Raw genomic sequence first — 18,415 nt, forward strand, 5'->3', positions numbered from 1 at the left:
TGATTACTGCGATGAACAATGGCCGAAGCTAATTAAATTTTGCTAATATTTGGATTAAACAGCTAGTATAGACTGCATTGTTGTCATTTAACCCAGAGAGAAGACGCCTATCCATGGATCAGGAAGAATTAGCTGCATTCAACCAATTAAATGTATTGATTATTGATGATCAGATCCTGGTACAAAATGTAATTAAATCGGCGTTGTTTGAACTGGGCATCGAAAACGTTAAATGTGCGGAAAATGCCTATTATGGCCTGCGTTTATGTGAGCAAACGACTTTTCATGTGGTGATTTGCGCTTTCAATGTTAAAAGCGACAAAGACGGTTTCCACTTGCTGGAAGAGCTGAAATTCAAGCGCTATGTCACTAAGTGTACCGTATTAATATTTCTCAGTGCTGAAACTAACGAAGATCTGGTGAACAGCATTGTAGAACTGCAACCGGATGATTTTTGGGTTAAACCACTGAATATTAAACATGTACAAACTCGTTTGCCGCTGGCTCTGGAGGTGAAACGGACTTTGTTTAATGTTTATCAGGCTATGGACCGACAGGATTTTAGTAAAGCCATCTATTATGCAGAGCGGCACTTATTAAACAATCGTCTGGCGAAATACCACCTGCAAATGAAACGGCTAAAGGGGGAGTGTTTGCTGCAATTGCGCGAATACACCGATGCTACGCAATATTACGCTAACTTACTGCAAACACATAAAGTGTCGTGGGTGTATTTGGGGTATATCAAGTCACTGTTACAACAAGATAAGCTCGAGGATATTCAAGCGTTACTGACCGAATTAACCGATAAAGCCGATACCCGTTTTGCTACTTACGATATGTTGGCGCACTATTACGTTGGTAAGCAGGACTATGCCCAAGCCTATGAAGAGATAAAAAAGGCCACCCGATTAGCGCCACGTAATATCGAGCGCAATAAACGGTTACTGGATTTAGCCCGGCTAAATCATGACCATGCCGGCCAATATCAGGCCACTATTTCCATGGCAAAATTTGCCCGCAATTCTATTCATGATTCACCTTTGCTAAGGCTGAACGTAGTTCGGGCGGCTATTGATTATGCCACTACACTAGAAAAAGCGGATGCGAGTAAAGTACTTAGCCAGGGCGAAGTTATTCTGGCGGAATTAGAAAAGCAATTGCCACTGGCGGCACAGCTTAAAGATCAGTTATTGGTAGTCAGAGCCAGGTTGCATACTGCAAGGGAAGAACGACAAAAGGCCGAGTCTATAGTCGACAATCATATGACACTGCGACCGGGAATGTCAGTTGAAGATAACCTGGATAAAGTTAAAGCGCTGCATGAATTAGGCCGGCGTGAAGATGCGGTGTCGTTATTGGATGCGATTAAACGCCAAATTAGCGGCAGCGGCTTGACCAATCAGGTGGTGAGTAAATATATCGAGCAGGAAGCCGCCGAACGCTCTGCGGTGCATTTCACCCCACAGCAGCTAAATCGGATGGCAGTTGAATTTTTCAAACGTAATAAATTTCATGCTGCACTTAATTCTTTAGAGCAAGCATTTTCGCTGACACCGAACAATATGAGTGTGGCGCTTAACATTTTAAAAGTGCTGGTGGCAATAAAACAGCAAGAAGCGCTGGATGAAGGCCATATTGCACTGGTAAACAATCTGCGACAACAGCTGGCGCACAATGAACTGGATAGCGAGCAGCAAAGTAAATTTGCGGAGTATCAGCAACAGCTGCTGCCTGGACAACATTAATTTACTGGCAGATTAATGTTGTGACGTTACCAGGCTGCAGTTGCTGTGATTAGGCCGGGTTAAGCGGTTTTTTCATCTCGCTGCGATGCGTTTTTGTGTACCAGTTTATACAGTGCTGGTAGTAACACTAAGGTGAGTAACGTCGCAGAGATAATACCGCCAATCACCACTGTAGCCAGTGGGCGTTGTACTTCTGCACCTGTGCCGCTGTTAAACGCCATTGGCACAAAGCCCAGGCTAGCCACCAGCGCCGTCATAAGCACCGGCCTTAAACGTTGCACTGCGCCTTGATGTATAGCCTGCAATAATTCAAGGCCCTGCTCACGTAATTGCTTTATCATCGCCAACATTACCACGCCGTTTAGTACTGCAATGCCGGATAAGGCAATAAAGCCTACCGCGGCAGAAATAGACAGTGACATATCGCGCAGCATCAGTGCTGCTAAGCCTCCGGTTAACGCCAGTGGTACGCCACTAAATACCACCATGGCGTCTTTTGCTGAATTAAGCGCGCTGAACAGCAAGCCAAAAATCAGCAGCAAGGTAAGTGGTACTACCCATTTTAAACGGTTCGATGCCGATTGTAGCTGCTCAAAGGTACCGCCATAACCCAGCCAGTAACCGGCGGGCAGCTCAAGCTTGTCGGTCATTAACTGTTTAGTTTCGCTAATAAAACCGCCAAGATCACGGCCGGAAACATTAGCGCTAACCACGATATTACGTTTCGCACTTTCACGGTTTATCTGATTGGGCGCCTCTATTTCGTTAAAGTGTGCGATTTCACCCAGTGGCACATAGGTTAGCTCAGCACTGCTTTTACTTGAAATGCCGGGTAATGCCAGTGGTAAGCGTTTTAATTGCTGTGGATCGCTCCTTAGGTCCTCATCGGCTCTGATGATAAGGTCAAACGCTTTATCGCCCTCGTAAATGAGCCCAACCTGCATGCCGCCAACCATGGTTTGAATGCTCTGTTGCACGCTTGCGACATCAATACCCAACAGTGCCAAATGCTCACGGTCTGGCTCAATTGACAACATTGGTAAGCCAGTAGCTTGCTCCATACGCACATCAACTGCACCGGGCACTGTCGATAGCAGTGCAGTAGCAGCTTCGGCTAGGCTGGCTAACTCCGTTAAATCATCACCATAAATTCGCAGTGCGACATCACTGCGCACGCCGGCAATTAACTCGTTAAAACGCATTTCAATGGGCTGGGTAAACTCGTAGTTATTACCCGGTACAGCTTCAACGGTACTGCGTAGCAATACGACAAAATCTGCTTTGCTCATTGCATGATCGGGCCACTGCGATTGCGGCTTTAATATGACAAAGGTGTCGGCGACATTAGGTGGCATTGGGTCGGTGGCAATTTCTGCCGTACCCAGCTTGCTAAATACCCACTCTACCTGTGGTAGGGTAGCAATTTCACGTTCCAGCAGCAGTTGCATTTGCAGTGATTGATTTAGGCCGGTGCCTGGGATACGCAGCGCATGCAGGGCAACATCGCCTTCATCCAACTGCGGCATAAACTCACTGCCAAGCTTACTTCCTTGCCAAAACACCGCCGTCATTACCAGTAACGCTGTGCCTATAAATAGCACGGAATGGCGCAAACTTTGCCGGAGTAACTTTGAGTAGCTATGTTTTAATAGGCGCATCAGGGTTGAGTCTTGTTCTTTAACCTTGCCACGGACAAAAATGGCAACCGCAGCCGGTACAAAGGTAATGGCCAACAGCACAGCACCTGCAAGTGCCGCAATAACCGTAAAGGCCATCGGGTGAAACATTTTACCTTCTACACCGCTTAGCGCAAAAATAGGTAAAAACACCAGCATAATAATCAACACGCCAAACACAGCTGGAGTAAAGACTTCCCGCGTGGCTTGATACACTTCACTTAAGCGCTCGTCGAGGGTTAATAGCCTGCCGCTTCGCTGTTGTGCTAAGCCTAACCGGCGTAAGCAGTTTTCCACCACAATAACTGCGCCATCAACCATTAGGCCAAAGTCGATAGCGCCCAGGCTCATTAAATTGCCACTGACTTTATTGATGGCCATACCGCTTATAGCAAACAGCATACTTAGCGGAATAACTAATGCAGTTATCAGCGCAGCGCGAATATTGCCAAGAAAAATAAACAGCACCACGATGACTAGTACCGCACCTTCAAACAGGTTTTTCTGCACCGTAGCAATGGTTTTATCGACCAGCGTGGTGCGGTTATAGACCGCCTGAGCAGTAACACCCTGTGGCAATGAGCGGTTAACCTCATGCAGTTTTTCTGCTACCGCTTGAGACACTGTGCGGCTGTTTTCACCCATTAGCATAAATACGGTACCCAGCACCGTTTCTTCGCCGTTTAAACTCGCCGCACCGGTACGCAGTTCTTTACCTAAATAAACATCAGCAACATCATGTAATCGCACCGGGCCGTCGTCGCGCTTGGCAATAATTAACTCACTAATATCCCCAAGAGTGCGTAATTGGCCTGGTGAGCGCACTAACCACTGCTCGCCGCGTTGCTCAATATAGCCCGCGCCAACATTGTTGTTATTCCGGCTAAGGGCGGTGGCAATATCGTCGAGTGTCAGCTTAAAGGCCAATAACCTGGCGGGGTCGGGTGCGACCTGGTACTGGCGCTGATAGCCACCAATGCTATTAACTTCAGTCACTCCTTTAACCTTAACCAGCTGCGGCTTAATGACCCAATCTTGCAAGGTGCGCAAATCTTCCGGCGTATAAGCCATACCATTCTCTTTTACAGCATCGGGAGTGGCGCTAACGGTATACATAAAAATTTCGCCCAGACCGGTAGCAATAGGGCCAAGGGTGGGGTTGGTGTCTGCTGGTAAGTTGGCTCTTACGGCTTGTAAGCGTTCAGACACCTGTTGGCGCGCCCAGTAAATGTCGGTGCCATCATCAAACACTACCGTAACCTGTGACATGCCGTAGCGTGATAGCGAACGGCTGTATTGCAGTTTAGGTAAACCGGCCATGGCATTTTCAATAAGTACGGTTAGCCGTTGCTCTGCTTCCAGTGGCGAATAGCCAGGCGCAGCCGTATTAATTTGTACTTGTACATTGGTGATATCGGGTACGGCATCCAGCGGCAGGCGCTGCGCGTTATAAATACCGGCAAAAATCAGCAGAAAGGTAAAACCCAGCACCAGATAACGCCGCTCCAGGGCAAACTTTAATAGGGTATCAATCATAGCGTACTCCTAGTGATCATGGCTGGCGCCAGATTTAAGCACGTCAGCTTTAAGCACAAAGCTGTTGTCTGTCGCGTATTCTGTGCCGGGTTTTAGACCAGAGGTGACTTCGATGTAATCATCGTCTTCACGGCCAAACTGCAGCATACGTACTTCAAAGGTATTGCCATAACGGGCAAAAACTACCGGCATGTCACGAAAGCGCTGAATAGCACTTTTTTTCACCGCCAGCGCTACCGGTATTGTTGCCGTGAGTACTTGGGCTTTAACATGCATGCCCGGGCGCCAGTAGCCACTGCGGTTGTCTAGCACAGCTCGTACCCGTGCGATGTGGCCTTCAGTCATTTGTGGTGCGATGTAACTGATGTTACTGCTGGCACTTTCCCCGTGGTGCAAGCTGGATACCGTAACAGGCATACCAAGACGCAGGTGGTCAATATCGTTGGGGAAAGCTGAAAGTTCGACATAGACTTGGCTGTAATCAACAATGCTAAGTAACACCTCATCGCGAATTAGCTCATGGCGGTTAAAAAAGCGCTCTGTGACAATACCGTTTGCCGGTGACACAATGTCATACATTTTTAACGTTGCAGCATTGCTAACGCGGGCCAGTAGCTGGCCTTTTTTTACCTTGTCGCCTTGCTGTACCAAAACCTCTGCTAAGGTGCCGAAGTAGGGCGCTCTTACGTTAAAACTTGCGGTAGGTGGGCTGCTGATAACGCCATATAAATGGGTTTTCTGGCTCAATTCCTGCGCGTTGGCGATATCGGTGACAATGCCGCTTAACGTAAAAATCCTGTCGCTAAGTTCTACCCGGCCTTCAAAGCTGTCGTAGTGCCAATGGTATTGTTTGCTCTGATAGCTAACAGCAATATCGACACTGTAAGAGTGCGGCTCAGCAATGCTGATGTCACCTAAAAGGTACTGTTGCTCCGGGGTAAATTGAATAGTGTCTTGTTGGCCATCCAGCCGGTGTAGCGTTACTTTTGCGTCTAGTGCAGTAGGTGATAACGGCTTGCCGTTAGCATAGGCATACAAACGCATCTCCGGCGGTATGCCCGCTTCGAAAATAGAGACTTCGAGCGAAAAGTCAGCTTGAGATAACAACTTGCCACCATGTGGGCCTTCAGCCTGTGTGGTTACATGCTGATCACCATGATCACCATGATCACCATGATCACCATGAGCGCTTGAGGCCTGTGCTACAGCGCTAAAAAGCATTAACAGCAATACAAGCCAAAAGGTTGAAATATTAAAGGTTTTACTCATTGCTATGCTCCAAAGTAACGACCGGCGTCTTGCTAGTTAAGCTGATGGGTTGGCCTGTCAGGCGCTCCAATTGCAGTAAGGTAATGTGAAAACGGCTTTGGCTGGCAATAACATCGCGCTGTGCCTGCGCCAGTTCTTCTCCTGCAGATAACAGGCTAAGTAAGTCTGTCTGGCCCTGTTGATATGCTTGCAAACTTAGCTTGTGTAACTGCATGGCTTCGGGCAGTAACCGTGATTGAATGCTGTGCACTGCAGTGCGCAGATGCGCCAGTGCCAACCATTGTTGCTGCATTAGCAAGGATAAAGCCGTACGGCTTTGCTGTTGTTGTACCGCCAGTAACTCTTGCTCTGCCATGTGAGCCTGGCGTTGGCCTGCTTTGGGATCGGACAACGTAAGCGGCATACTCAAGCTAAACACCAGTGCATTGTCATTGCTGGCTTCATTACGTCTAAGCCCAGCCGACAGGCGCACGTCAGCTTTACTGTTAGCATTGGTTAAGCGCAGCTCGCTTTGCGCTACACGCTCTAACGTAATGTAGCGTTGTAGCACTGTACTTTGTTGCAGCTGATGTTGAAGTTCCGACAGCGGGGGTAGTAACGGCAAGGTAGTTAAATCACCGGTTACAGTATCAAAGTCAGGGACGCTGTTCCAGTTCGCCGCCAGCCGATAGCGCTGGCTTTCTATGGCTTGTTGAATCTCAGCCAGTTCTATTTCACTGCGTATTAGCTGCAGTTTAATCCGGCTGATATCGGCATCCGGCAGGTTACCCGCTTCGCTACGCAATTGCGCTGTGGCTAGCACAGCGTGTTCGCGGCTGATTTTTTCGTGGGCCCATTGTTGTAAGGTTTGCAATTGTAAAAGGTGTACATACTGCTCGGTAGTGTCGGCCAGTGCGTCCAATCGAGCCAGTTCATAATTATTACGTTGCAGTTGGCTTTGCTGTTGCGCCAGTTCAACCCGACGTTGGCGTTTATCACCCAATTCAATTTGCTGGCTAAGGCTTAATGTTAACTCTGCCGCAGCTAAACCGCGGCTGTCGCCAGTGCCTAGCGCGTTCTCCAATGAGACATCCACTTCCGGGTTGGGGGTTATTTTTGCCTGTAATTGCGCGGCTTCCGCCATACGCAGCTGATACGGAAAGGCTTGCAGCCTGATGTCGTGCTGTAAGGTGCGCTGCAAAGCCTGAGGCAGGGTTAAACGACTGGCTTGTGCTTGCAGGCAATAGCCTGCTGCTACCAGCACTGCGGGTAGCATTAATGTCATACGCATGGGTATGCTCCTGTTAGTTAATCAGTATTAAAAATGATAAACGAGCAGGATCAACTATTTGGCGGAGGGACCGGTGGACGATGGCTAATGGGGCTAATGTCGGTGTTGGCAGCCGCGATAGCGCCATCGCGAAAATTCAGCAAGTCAATGCCATAAAAAAAAGCGATATAGCAGGTAACATGGGCGTGTTCGTTATGCTGTTCAGTGTGATTTTCACTAAGCTGTTCAGTACTATCGCTAACGTTGCCGGCCAGTGAATGCATATCCGTCAGGCTGGTATACGCATGATCATGATCAGGCAAATGCACAACTAATGCATCACAGGCCAATACGGCATGGTTTAGCATTATCAGCAGTAGTATTAACAAGCCTGATGTTCGAATCAACATACCCTCGAAAAATGAATAAATACCATGTTAACGCTGCTTCCTGACAGCAAGATGTTGACTGTCAGGCCTTAGCAGGCAGATGATGGCTAGCGATATTTTCGCGCCGCCTTGCGCTTGCGCTCCGCCTCACGCTCGGCTTTTTCTTTAGCCTTAGCGCCTTCTTCTGCTTTAGCATCAATTTGCTCCTGGGTCACCATTTCCGGGGTTTCCAGTGTAATAGGTCCAAGGTTACCGGCGCGCAGTTCGGTAATTAAAATACTGCCTACTTTTTCTAAGTCAACAATGCCACCTTTACGCATCGCACCCCGTTTTATACCAATAGCATCCATCAATGCCAAGTCGTTCTCGGGTTGCTCCGTTAAACCAAACCGTTGCATTACTGCCTGAGGATAGGTTTTTAGCAGGTAATCGGCGGCGAACATCGCAATATCAGCGTAATCAAAAACGGTATCTTTAATGGCGCCGGTTACTGCAAGCCTATAACCACAGGTAGGCGGGCTTAATTTGGGCCACAAGAACCCCGGTGTGTCGGTTAAAATAACATTGTTATCCAACTTAATGCGCTGCTGCATTTTAGTTACACCGGCTTCGTTGCCTGTTTTGGCGATGACTCTTCCAGCCAGGGTGTTAATTAACGTTGACTTACCGACGTTAGGAATGCCCATTATCATGGCGCGAGCACCACGAATGTCCAAATTACGCTCTGGCAGCATGTCATTACACAGTTGCAGCAAGGCACGGATCTGCTCTGGGTTTTGCTGACTAATGGGAATGGCTTTAATACCAGCTTGGCTGTCGAAGTGCTCTATCCAGCGCTTGGTAAGAGCGGGATCGGCCAAGTCGGCTTTATTTAGCACTTTAATACAGGGTGTGGTGCCGCGCAGCTGCGGTACCAGCGGGTTCTCGCTGGAAAAGGGTATGCGTGCATCAAGCATTTCTATAATAATGTCGACCTGCGGCATCACTTCGGCAATTTCTTTGCGGGCTTTGTGCATATGGCCCGGAAACCAGTTAATAGACATGCATTGATACCTTTAAATAACAATTAGCAAACAGCGGCAGCCTTGCAATAACAGCGCCCACAGCATTAATGGGCGCTATGATAACGTAAAAAAGGCAAAAGGTGTGTTAGTGCAATACGAACTGATAAAAACTTAGTGCAGAAAGTGGCGCGAGCAGCGCTGAATAGCAGGCTAAGCTGGGTAACTTAATGACACCCCAATGGCGAAATAATAGAATGAGTTGGTACATGCCAAGCAGTGGCGGCACTAATGTGCTCCAGACCGTTCCTGCCAGTTGCGGCAAAGCCCAGTTTAGCAATGGCCCACAGCAGCTCACTACAATAAGCAGTGCTAGCAGCAACACATAGTGTATTGCGCTGAATTCCGGTAAGGGAGTGAAATCGTCCATTTTACTCTGCAGATACTCGTTAAAGTAAGATCACTATAAGAAAACACACTGTGACTTACCCGTTTAGTTTTGTTTAAAAATGTAATAGCGGCGCAAGCTTAGTCATTAAATTGCATTTTTGCAATATTAGAAACTTAATTTAATACCTGAGCTGGCTCTGCTGGCGTGGTATCGGCTGGCATTGGCGGTTCAAATCGTCTAATTTGCAACACCATACCCAGATGTGGGTGGTCCAAATAATGCACTTCACCACTGATCACCCGCCTGCTTTGCCTAACGTGCACTGTATCGAGTTGGTCTGCATTAGGTACGCGTAAATTAAACTCGGTATTAACAAAAAGATAATGGTCTAAGTGTAGTTTGAATAAACCGTCGAATTGCCACACCTGGTTGGGTAGAGCAATGCTACTAAGTTGCTCTGGAATAATAGTGGCGAGTACTTCGTCATTTTCTGTAACTAGCTGCGGGTTGGCATTCAGTTGATAAAGCAGCTCATCTATCTGCTGCATGATATGCGTGCTGGCCTTTTCGGTATTGGGGGTATCGTCAAACTCGCTGCGGGTATCGCTGTTCGGTTGCGTAATGATTTCTGCCGTAGCCGGCATAGTTGGTTGCCCCCAATAATCAAATTGTTGCGAGAAATTTTTACCACCATACCAGCGACTGGCAATGGCCCTGCGTTCTGTTACAGGCACCTGGCGCCAGCTGGTATGTAGCAGCAGCGTTTTTCCGGGCAAGCGATTAATTTTTTTTGCAATATCGGTTAGTTGTAGTGCATCGTAAGGCGCCAGATAAGGCTGATTGTTATGCTGCTCCTGGCCAACTATGGTGCTTGGCAGCTCTGACGGAAAAGGCACTTTGCTCATGGCGTGTAGAGGCTGAAATAAACTCTGTTGTTGCCAGGGAGCGGGTTGGGGTTCAAAAATACACATTGATTGCGCTGGTATTGGCATTAGCTGAAAAACCAATGCTGGAGTAGCTTGTGTTGGGCAGAGCGGTAATGCTGCCAATAGCGATGTTAAATCAGGCTGATAGCGTGCAGTGAGTAAATCGTATGAGCGGCCGGGTTTAATAGGTTTTACCGCATCGCTGAACACTTCATTTGTTGCGGCCCCTGGCGTCTGGCGAAACATTATCAGTTCTATCTCAAACCAGCGCTGCTCTTGTGCGGCGGCAGTTTCAATGACTAACATGGCCCCCAGCAGGCTATATTTCAGAGCGTTTATCATTTAGTTACCTTATGTTTGGCAAAATCTGACAGCATAGTTTCAATCAGGCTAAGCCGGGCTTTACTGTCGTCAGTTTGTATACTAAACCGCAGTTTTTGTCCGCCTTCGAGTTTAAAAATACGCGACTGTTTCTGGATCAGGTCGATAATATAACCTGGCGATACGGCCGTTTTATCGCTGAATTCTATCACACCGCCTTTTGCTGATGCTTCTATGCGGCGAATACCTAGTTGCTCTGCCTGCAACTTAAACTCAGACAAGATCACGAGGTTTTTTGCAGCATCGGGTAGCAAGCCAAAACGATCGATTAATTCTACCTGGATTTCATCAAGTTCGTCGCTGTTGCGCGCCGATGCCAATTTTTTATAACAGGACAGCCGCAAGTTTACATCCGGAATATAACTGTCAGGTAGCAGCGCTGGAATACGCAGCTCTATTTCAGTCTGCTGGCTTAGCATGGCATCCAGGCTGGGCTCCCGGCCTTGTTTTAAGGCAGTAACGGCTTGCTCTAGCATGTCCATATATAAACTAAAACCGACAGATTCGATTTGGCCGCTTTGTTCGTCGCCCAAAAGCTCGCCGGCACCACGAATTTCCAAATCATGTGTTGCCAAAGCAAAACCCGCCCCTAAGTCTTCAAGGCTGGCTATCGCTTCGAGGCGTTTTTGCGCATCTGTGCTTAAGCGTTTTGGCGGCGGTGTCAACAGATAGGCATAAGCCTGATGGTGTGAGCGACCGACACGCCCGCGCAACTGATGTAATTGCGCCAGGCCAAAGTTATCGGCGCGATTAATAATAATGGTATTGGCTGTTGGCACATCAATGCCGGTTTCAATAATGGTTGAGCACATTAAAAGATTAAAACGTTGGTGGTAAAAGTCTGACATGATTTGCTCAAGCTCGCGCTCGCGCATTTGGCCGTGCGCAATACCAATCAGTGCTTCAGGTAGTAACTCGGCTAATTCGGCCGCCGTTTTTTCAATACTGGCAACGTCGTTGTGTAAAAAATACACTTGACCACCGCGCAATATTTCGCGCATTACCGCTTCTCGGATCAGGCCGCTTTCGTGCTCACGCACAAAGGTTTTTACCGCCAACCGCCGCGCAGGTGGCGTGGCAATAATAGATAAGTCGCGCATGCCAGACATCGACATATTTAAGGTGCGCGGAATAGGCGTGGCGGTAAGGGTTAAAATATCGATATTGGCGCGTAAGGCTTTAATTTTTTCTTTTTGCCGTACACCAAAGCGGTGTTCTTCATCGACAATGAGTAAGCCTAAATCACTGAGCTTAATGTCATCTTGCAGCAGTTTATGGGTACCAATAAGAATGTCTACTTTACCGTTTTCGACATCCTGCAATATGGATTTTTGTTCCTTAGCACTGACGAAGCGTGATAATACTTCAACCCGCACCGGCCAGTTGGCAAAACGGTCTTTAAAGTTTTCAAAGTGCTGTTGCGCCAGCAAGGTAGTAGGAACCAGTATGGCAACTTGTTTGCCGTCATTTACGGCGACAAACGCAGCGCGCATGGCGACTTCAGTTTTACCAAAGCCTACATCACCACATACCAGCCGGTCCATCGGTTGCGGCGTTTGCATATCACGTAATACCGCATCTATAGCATCTTGCTGATCGGCGGTTTCTTCAAACGGAAAACTGTCGGCAAACGCCAGATACTGTTGTTCGTCCAGTTGAAAGGCGTAACCGGTATGTGCAGCGCGCTGGGCATACACATCGAGCAGCTCGGCCGCGACATCGCGGACTTTTTCCGCAGCTTTGCGACGTGATTTCTCCCAACTGTCGTTGCCTAGCTTGTGTAGCGGCGCGTGTTCAGCGTCATTACCGCTGTAGCGGCTTAATAAATGCAACGAGGTAACCGGAACATACAACTTGCTGCTACCGGCATATTCAATGCTGACAAACTCAGCACTTATTCCGCCAGCATCAAGCAGTTGCAAGCCCAGATAACGACCAATACCATGCTGCAGATGCACAATTGGCTGGCCGATACTTAACTCTGCCAGATTACGGATAACGGTGTCACTGGAGACCTGTTGGCTGCGTTTACGACGCCGGCGTTGACTAATTTTTTGGCCGAACAGTTCGTTTTCGCTCACCAAAGCCAGTGGCGCTTTACGGCCCAGCAACACGCCTTGTTCCAACGCGCCTACAACGATGCCTAGATCTTCGGCGCTTTGTTCAAATGCATTTAGATCAGCAAATTGGCTTACATGCACCCCGGTTTTATGCAGCAGTTGTAACAAGCTTTCACGCCGGCCTTCGCTTTCAACAAAAAACACTAAACGACCTTGTTGCTGTTTCAGTTGCACAATATATTGCTGCAACGCTTGCAGTGGCTGCTTAAGTTGGTGATTGACCGTTAAATCCGGTAGTAATTGCGCGTCTGCGTTTGCACTTCCTGCTTTGTCAGGCAGTGAGGCTGCACTTAACCGGATCCGACCATATTGTTTTAAGCGGGCGAACAGCTGATCAACACTGAGGTAGAGTTGGGCTGGTGGCAGAATTGGCCGCAGTAAATCAATGGCCCGGTCATCAAAGCGACGTTTTAACTCTAACCAAAAGCGCTCAGCGCTGTGTTCGGTATCTCCCAGCAACAAACAGCGGCTGTTTTCTGGTAAATAATCAAATAACGTCGCCGTTTTTTCCGTAAACAGGGGTAAGTAGTATTCAATGCCTGCTGGCAATATACTTTGGCTAACCTGCTGATATAGAGATTCTTTTTCATTTCTGGCGTTGAACCGTTCCCGATAGGCAATACGAAAGCGTTCAATGGCTGCTGCATCGGTTGGAAACTCACGTGCAGGTAAAAGCTCAATGGCACTTACCTGAGTAAGACTGCGCTGGTTGTCTGGATCAAAGGTACGAATACCATCAACATCATTATCAAAAAAATCTATTCGATAGGGTACCGTTGCCCCCATCGGATACAAATCTAGCAGCGAGCCGCGGGCGGAGAACTCGCCATGCTCCATCACCTGATCAACGCTGCGATAGCCTACGGCAATTAGTTGTCGTTTTAGTGCGGCTAAATCAACCTGTTGGCCTTTTTTGATAATAAAGCTGTTTTGTTCCAGATAGTCACGATGGCAGATACGCAGCAGCAGGGTGCTTACCGGCACAATGACAAGGCCGCGTTGCAGGCGGGGTAGTTGATATAGCGTTTTCAGGCGCTGAGATACGATATCCTGATGCGGTGAAAAAACATCATACGGCAGTGTTTCCCAATCGGGTAGTGTTAGCAGTGGACAGTCTGCTTGCTGGTAAAATACGCTGAGCTCCTGCTCCAGCTTAAGTGCTGACGGCGTGTCCGGTACGATTAACAGATACAGTGCCGGCTGTTGCTGTATCAGTTGTGCCAACGCCAGAGGTAACGCGGCTCCTTGCAAGTTGCCCCAATGTAATTGGTCTTGGGCATGTTTGAGCTGTGGCAGAGAGGTAATTAATTGCATTAAAACGACATAGCCTTAAGTGTAGTAATTAGGGTGTGTACCAAGATGCTGTTAGTAAAGCGCCTAAGGCGTATTCTGCTGGCGCTGCTCAGCTTTTAATTTGAGTAAACGCGACTGCTGATGCAGACTGGCCCGCACTATCAGTTCGCGATCTTCTTCTCTTATACAATTAAAAACGGCGCTAACCTGCCACTGGCTGCCAACCGCCTCACAGCTTAATACCTGGCCATAACAGAATACTGCACCATCGTTATTATCGAGAAAGATTTTGAGTTCCAATACCTGTAGCGGTGTAAATGCGCTCTCGGATAAAAAGCAACAACCACTGCCACCGTAACTTAGTGTCTGGTAACGCTGTTGTTGGCTATCTTGCTGACGCAGTATGTATTGCATCAATAAATCTATTTTTCGTGCTTGCTGCTGCAAATACTGTGCTAGCTCATCTGCCAGCTCGCCCAAGCGGTTTAAAGAGCGCAGCGCAGCGTTATTCAGACTGCTACTTTCTGAGGCCATTAAAAATGCTGCAGGAATGGTTTTTTCTAAGTGTGCCTGATCTGGCAATGGGCTTTGTAGCACCGTGGCGTTGATATTGATTTTATGTTCAACGCTGAAGTAATCCTGATAGGCATCTGTTAACTGCTGTAATGTGAAATCACTCATGGCAATACCCGCGCAAGCTGCTTGTAACGACAGACAATAATCTCTATGATCGTCGCCACTTTACCATTTAACGCAGGTCTTGTCCTGAATATTAGGATGCGGTTACCAGTCAGCTTATTAGTCGGTTTGCGCTATAGCCAAAGTCGTAAGGGTAATGCCTTTATCTCTTTCATAACGCTTTTTTCCGTTGCCGGGATTTTTCTCGGTGTGATGGCGTTAACTATTGTCAGTTCGGTGATGAATGGTTTTGAAGGTGAGTTGAAAAAACGCATTTTGGGCGTTATTCCGCATATAGTTGTTACCAGCACAACAGATAGCGAGCCAACATGGCAGCACATTTTGTTGTCCAATGCGGCGGTGCTGCAAGTCACGCCTTTTCTGCAGGCCGAAGCGTTGGTGCAATCGCCACGGCAATTGACCGGCGTATTACTGCAGGGCGTGACTACTGACGCGTTACCCGATTTTATGCGCCAGGCACTGCTGCTTGGCGACTGGCAGGACTTTGCTAAACAGCGCTATAGTGTTGTTTTGGGGCGGGGACTGGCTGAGCAATTGCAGGTATCGGTCGGTGATCAGGTACGTTTTATGCTGCCGCAAGCCGGCAGTTACACTCCGATGGGGTGGGTACCGCGACAACGGCTGTTTTATGTTGCTGGTATTCTTGATACCGGCTCTGATGTCGATAAGCTTATTGCGGTAACGGCACTGGCCGATTTAAGCCGGTTACTCAGTCTCACGAGCAATTCACAACAGTGGCGCGTTACGTTGCAAGAGCCCTTTTCGGCACCTGCAGTGGCAGCAGAACTGGCAAAAAACAACCAACTTAAAGTAGAAGATTGGCGGCAAAGCCATGGCAAGCTATTTTCCGCCGTTGCAATGGAAAAAGCCATGATGTGGTTGATGTTACTGCTAATTGTTGCGGTGGCGGCGTTTAATATTGTGTCGGCGCTGGTGATGATGGTAACAGACAAGCAGGCAGAAATCGCTATTCTAAAAACCTTGGGTATGACCGATCAGCAGTTGTTTAATGTATTTGCTATACAAGGGCTTAGTAATGGTTTTGCCGGTGCCGTTAGCGGAGCTTTGGTTGGCGTTTTGCTGTGTTGGCAGCTAAACCCTATTTTACAGGTTGTTGGACTTAACGTTGTATCCGGTGTACAGCTTCCGGTAGACATACAAAGCGACCAAGTGTTGGTTATTTTACTCAGTGCCATGGCATTGACATTGTTTGCAGTGTGGTACCCGGCTAAGAGAGCCGTGGCAATTAATCCGGCGGATATTTTACGCGATGAGTAATGTGTTAACAGCAAAAGGCTTGTATAAAAGCTATAAAGATGGCCAGCAGGAAACACAAGTATTGCATGGTGTGGATTTGCGTATAGAAAGCGGCGATATGCTGGCGATCGTAGGTAGCTCTGGTTCGGGTAAAAGCACCTTGTTACACATATTGGGTACGCTAGACCAGGCTGACGCCGGGAGTTTGAGTATACTCGGTCAAGATGTGGCAAGATTAACGACCAAAGAAAAAGCCATATTACGCAATACACAGCTTGGCTTTATCTATCAGTTCCATCATTTGCTGATGGATTTTACTGCGCTGGAAAACGTGGCGATGCCATTATTCATTCGCGGCCTTAACCGAAATGTGGCGACCCAACGTGCCAATGTAATGTTGCAACGCGTTGGGTTGTCTCATCGCAGCGCACATAAGCCGTCAGAGCTAAGCGGTGGCGAACGCCAACGGGTGGCTATTGCCAGGGCATTAGTTGCAGAACCCTCTTTGGTTTTAGCTGATGAACCGACCGGTAATCTGGATCAGCACAATGCTGAAAGTATTTATCAGTTGCTACGTGAATTGAATCGCGAGCTGGCGACCAGTTTTATCGTCGTCACTCATGATGTAACCCTGGCAGCCAGGCTGGACCGGCATTTGGCCATGCGAGACGGTGTGCTGGAGACACAGCATGGCTAATCTGGCCTGGACTTTAGCGAAGCGATACCGTTCTACCCGTCATAGCAGTGGTTTTATCCGGTTTATTTCAGCCAGTTCAACGTTAGGTATTGCGCTAGGCGTAGCCGTTCTGATCCTGGCGTTATCGGTAATGAATGGTTTTGAACTGGCATTAAAACAACGTTTGTTGTCTGTAATCCCGCATGTTGAGCTTGAAGCCGTGCAGTCGAGCTTATCTGACTGGCAACGTAAACAACAGCTGTTTAGTAAGGTGGCCGGTGTTGCGGGTGTGGCGCCTTATATTAAAACTAACGGTATGTTACGTGCCGGCACTGCAGTAAAAGCGGTGGAGGCAAGAGGGGTGTCGCTGCAACATGAGCGCATTATTAGCGATTTTAGCCGTTATGTCAGTGAGGGTTCATTAGATGCATTAGACAGCGGGCAGATAGTACTGGGACAAGGCATTGCCGACGCACTGCAGGTAAGTGTCGGCGCTCAGGTGCAGTTATTGCTGCCTAAATTAACTGACGATGGTCGTATTGCCAGCCATAGCAGCGCGAACTTTACCGTTACGGCGATTGTTGCCCTGGGTGGGCAGTTGGATTACAGCCAGGTGTGGCTTAATCTGGAGCAGTTGGCCGCTCTGCTAGCCTTTACCCCGGATAGTATTCAGGGATTTGCCTTTAGTTTGACCGACGTTTTTGCTGCACCACAGATGGCGCGGGAATTGGGACGGATGTCAGAGGATTATGTTTACCTGCTTGATTGGTTTCGCTCACAAGGACATGTTTATAACGATATTCAGATGGTGCGTACCATTTTATATCTGGTATTGGCATTAGTTATTGCTGTTGCCTGTTTTAATATTATTGCCACTTTAGTTATGGCGGTACGGGAAAAAGAAGGTGATATTGCTATTTTGCTTACCATGGGCGTGTCGCCCGGCACTATCGTGCTAACGTTTATGTGGTTGGGCTGGTTAAATGGCCTGATAGGCAGCATTATCGGTGCCGTCGCCGGTATAGCGCTGGCCAGTTACATTGAACCGCTATTTGCTGCAGTTACGCAGTGGCTTGGTAAGTCATTGTTAGACCCCAGCATTTATTTTATTAGTTTTATTCCATCCATGCTGCAATGGCAGGACGTGGTGTTAACGCTGGCCGTGGCACTACTGATGAGTTTGTTGGCAACCTTATATCCAGCCTGGCGCGCCAGTAAAGTGCAACCTGCCAGGGTATTGGGGCAACACTAAGCTGATTAATGAGGTTTGACTTTACGTTTGAGCTTTCTGCCCAGTTGTGCTTTACGTACCGATACGCGCCACAGCCAATCAATCGTAAAATAGCCAATAATAGCCGAGCAAATACCCATCAACAAACAACCGGTTAAAAACGGTTTGCCGATAGTGCTAATACTATGCTGAAGCCAGGCCCAGCTAGCTTCAAACGCAAAAGGCTCTAGCGGTGTTCTTAGCACTACCGAACCCACCAGATAACTGATGTAAAACAAAATAGGCATGGTTATCGGGTTAGTGATCCACACTAAGGCTACTGATAGCGGCAGATTTACCCGCATAGGAATAGCGACTGCAGCCGATGCCACCATTTGAAATGGTATTGGCATCCACGCAAAAAATAACCCAACCGCAAAGGCGCCCCTAGCAGAGCGGCGGTTCAGGTGCCATAAATTACCATCATGTAACAGAGTGCCGAATAACTTTAGCAGGGAGTGCTGCTTGATTTTTTCTGGCGATGGTAGATATTTCTTAATAAAGTTCTTTGGCATTACAACCTATTCACAAAAA

At 48.0% G+C, this 18,415-nt stretch carries 14 protein-coding genes; 4 read left to right on the plus strand and 10 right to left on the minus strand.

The features are described 5' to 3' along the window. Positions 1 to 113: 113 nt before the first annotated feature. Positions 114 to 1,748, plus strand: a complete 1,635-nt coding sequence (locus tag I4W93_RS03420; RefSeq protein WP_205310769.1) for a response regulator — start codon at positions 114 to 116, stop codon at positions 1,746 to 1,748. A 59-nt stretch (positions 1,749 to 1,807) separates the two neighbouring features. Here I4W93_RS03420 and I4W93_RS03425 read toward each other — a convergent pair whose 3' ends face one another. From I4W93_RS03425 to I4W93_RS03465, 9 genes are all read right to left on the minus strand, one after another. Then, positions 1,808 to 4,960 carry an efflux RND transporter permease subunit gene (locus I4W93_RS03425; RefSeq protein WP_205310768.1) on the minus strand — a complete coding sequence of 1,051 codons (3,153 nt, stop codon included), beginning with the start codon at positions 4,958 to 4,960 and terminating at the stop codon, positions 1,808 to 1,810. A gap of 9 nt (positions 4,961 to 4,969) precedes the next feature. Then, positions 4,970 to 6,229 carry an efflux RND transporter periplasmic adaptor subunit gene (locus I4W93_RS03430; protein ID WP_205310767.1) on the minus strand — a complete coding sequence of 420 codons (1,260 nt, stop codon included), beginning with the start codon at positions 6,227 to 6,229 and terminating at the stop codon, positions 4,970 to 4,972. After that, a complete protein-coding gene (locus tag I4W93_RS03435) occupies positions 6,222 to 7,499 on the minus strand; it encodes a TolC family protein (RefSeq protein ID WP_205310766.1) in 1,278 nt (425 codons plus the stop codon). The genes I4W93_RS03430 and I4W93_RS03435 overlap by 8 nt, the downstream gene beginning before the upstream one ends. A gap of 50 nt (positions 7,500 to 7,549) precedes the next feature. Continuing rightward, positions 7,550 to 7,888, minus strand: coding sequence for a cobalt transporter (locus I4W93_RS03440; RefSeq protein ID WP_205310765.1), 339 nt, complete (start codon positions 7,886 to 7,888; stop codon positions 7,550 to 7,552). Between the two features lie 86 nt (positions 7,889 to 7,974). Next, positions 7,975 to 8,910, minus strand: a complete 936-nt coding sequence (ylqF, locus tag I4W93_RS03445) for a ribosome biogenesis GTPase YlqF (RefSeq protein WP_205310764.1) — start codon at positions 8,908 to 8,910, stop codon at positions 7,975 to 7,977. Between the two features lie 106 nt (positions 8,911 to 9,016). Further along, entirely contained in the window at positions 9,017 to 9,298 is a 282-nt protein-coding gene (locus I4W93_RS03450; protein ID WP_205310763.1) for a hypothetical protein, read from the minus strand. A gap of 134 nt (positions 9,299 to 9,432) precedes the next feature. Continuing rightward, the gene (locus I4W93_RS03455) at positions 9,433 to 10,527 is read right to left on the minus strand and encodes a CsiV family protein (RefSeq protein ID WP_205310762.1); all 1,095 of its coding nucleotides are present in this window, start codon (positions 10,525 to 10,527) and stop codon (positions 9,433 to 9,435) included. After that, on the minus strand, positions 10,524 to 14,000 hold the full coding sequence (gene mfd / locus I4W93_RS03460; protein ID WP_205310761.1) for a transcription-repair coupling factor: 3,477 nt from the start codon (positions 13,998 to 14,000) through the stop codon (positions 10,524 to 10,526). Before mfd ends, I4W93_RS03455 begins: the two co-directional genes overlap by 4 nt. A 63-nt stretch (positions 14,001 to 14,063) precedes the next feature. Continuing rightward, positions 14,064 to 14,660, minus strand: coding sequence for a PilZ domain-containing protein (locus I4W93_RS03465; protein WP_205310760.1), 597 nt, complete (start codon positions 14,658 to 14,660; stop codon positions 14,064 to 14,066). A gap of 96 nt (positions 14,661 to 14,756) precedes the next feature. Between I4W93_RS03465 and I4W93_RS03470 the strand changes: the two genes are divergently transcribed. Genes I4W93_RS03470 through I4W93_RS03480 form a run of 3 tightly spaced genes read left to right on the plus strand, consistent with a single transcriptional unit; the run spans position 14,757 to position 17,863 of the window. Further along, a complete protein-coding gene (locus I4W93_RS03470; RefSeq protein ID WP_205310759.1) occupies positions 14,757 to 15,956 on the plus strand; it encodes a lipoprotein-releasing ABC transporter permease subunit in 1,200 nt (399 codons plus the stop codon). Next, positions 15,949 to 16,632, plus strand: coding sequence for a lipoprotein-releasing ABC transporter ATP-binding protein LolD (lolD, locus tag I4W93_RS03475; RefSeq protein WP_205310758.1), 684 nt, complete (start codon positions 15,949 to 15,951; stop codon positions 16,630 to 16,632). Before I4W93_RS03470 ends, lolD begins: the two co-directional genes overlap by 8 nt. Beyond that, complete coding sequence (locus I4W93_RS03480) at positions 16,625 to 17,863, plus strand: lipoprotein-releasing ABC transporter permease subunit (protein ID WP_205310757.1); 1,239 nt, start codon at positions 16,625 to 16,627, stop codon at positions 17,861 to 17,863. Before lolD ends, I4W93_RS03480 begins: the two co-directional genes overlap by 8 nt. 5 nt (positions 17,864 to 17,868) lie before the next feature. On the opposite strand, the gene I4W93_RS03485 is transcribed toward I4W93_RS03480, so the two are convergent. After that, positions 17,869 to 18,396, minus strand: coding sequence for a DUF2062 domain-containing protein (locus I4W93_RS03485; RefSeq protein WP_205310756.1), 528 nt, complete (start codon positions 18,394 to 18,396; stop codon positions 17,869 to 17,871). Positions 18,397 to 18,415: the final 19 nt, after the last annotated feature.

Source organism: Rheinheimera maricola (assembly GCF_016918075.2).
GTDB classification, from domain to species: domain Bacteria; phylum Pseudomonadota; class Gammaproteobacteria; order Enterobacterales; family Alteromonadaceae; genus Alishewanella; species Alishewanella maricola_A.

Bases quoted from the DNA above. Each gene is read 5' to 3' on its own strand.
- I4W93_RS03420 (WP_205310769.1), top strand. From the start codon at position 114: ATGGATCAGGAAGAATTAGCTGCATTCAACCAATTAAATGTATTGATT.
- I4W93_RS03425 (WP_205310768.1), bottom strand. From the start codon at position 4,960: ATGATTGATACCCTATTAAAGTTTGCCCTGGAGCGGCGTTATCTGGTG.
- I4W93_RS03430 (WP_205310767.1), bottom strand. From the start codon at position 6,229: ATGAGTAAAACCTTTAATATTTCAACCTTTTGGCTTGTATTGCTGTTA.
- I4W93_RS03435 (WP_205310766.1), bottom strand. From the start codon at position 7,499: ATGCGTATGACATTAATGCTACCCGCAGTGCTGGTAGCAGCAGGCTAT.
- I4W93_RS03440 (WP_205310765.1), bottom strand. From the start codon at position 7,888: ATGTTGATTCGAACATCAGGCTTGTTAATACTACTGCTGATAATGCTA.
- ylqF (WP_205310764.1), bottom strand. From the start codon at position 8,910: ATGTCTATTAACTGGTTTCCGGGCCATATGCACAAAGCCCGCAAAGAA.
- I4W93_RS03450 (WP_205310763.1), bottom strand. From the start codon at position 9,298: ATGGACGATTTCACTCCCTTACCGGAATTCAGCGCAATACACTATGTG.
- I4W93_RS03455 (WP_205310762.1), bottom strand. From the start codon at position 10,527: ATGATAAACGCTCTGAAATATAGCCTGCTGGGGGCCATGTTAGTCATT.
- mfd (WP_205310761.1), bottom strand. From the start codon at position 14,000: ATGCAATTAATTACCTCTCTGCCACAGCTCAAACATGCCCAAGACCAA.
- I4W93_RS03465 (WP_205310760.1), bottom strand. From the start codon at position 14,660: ATGAGTGATTTCACATTACAGCAGTTAACAGATGCCTATCAGGATTAC.
- I4W93_RS03470 (WP_205310759.1), top strand. From the start codon at position 14,757: ATGCGGTTACCAGTCAGCTTATTAGTCGGTTTGCGCTATAGCCAAAGT.
- lolD (WP_205310758.1), top strand. From the start codon at position 15,949: ATGAGTAATGTGTTAACAGCAAAAGGCTTGTATAAAAGCTATAAAGAT.
- I4W93_RS03480 (WP_205310757.1), top strand. From the start codon at position 16,625: ATGGCTAATCTGGCCTGGACTTTAGCGAAGCGATACCGTTCTACCCGT.
- I4W93_RS03485 (WP_205310756.1), bottom strand. From the start codon at position 18,396: ATGCCAAAGAACTTTATTAAGAAATATCTACCATCGCCAGAAAAAATC.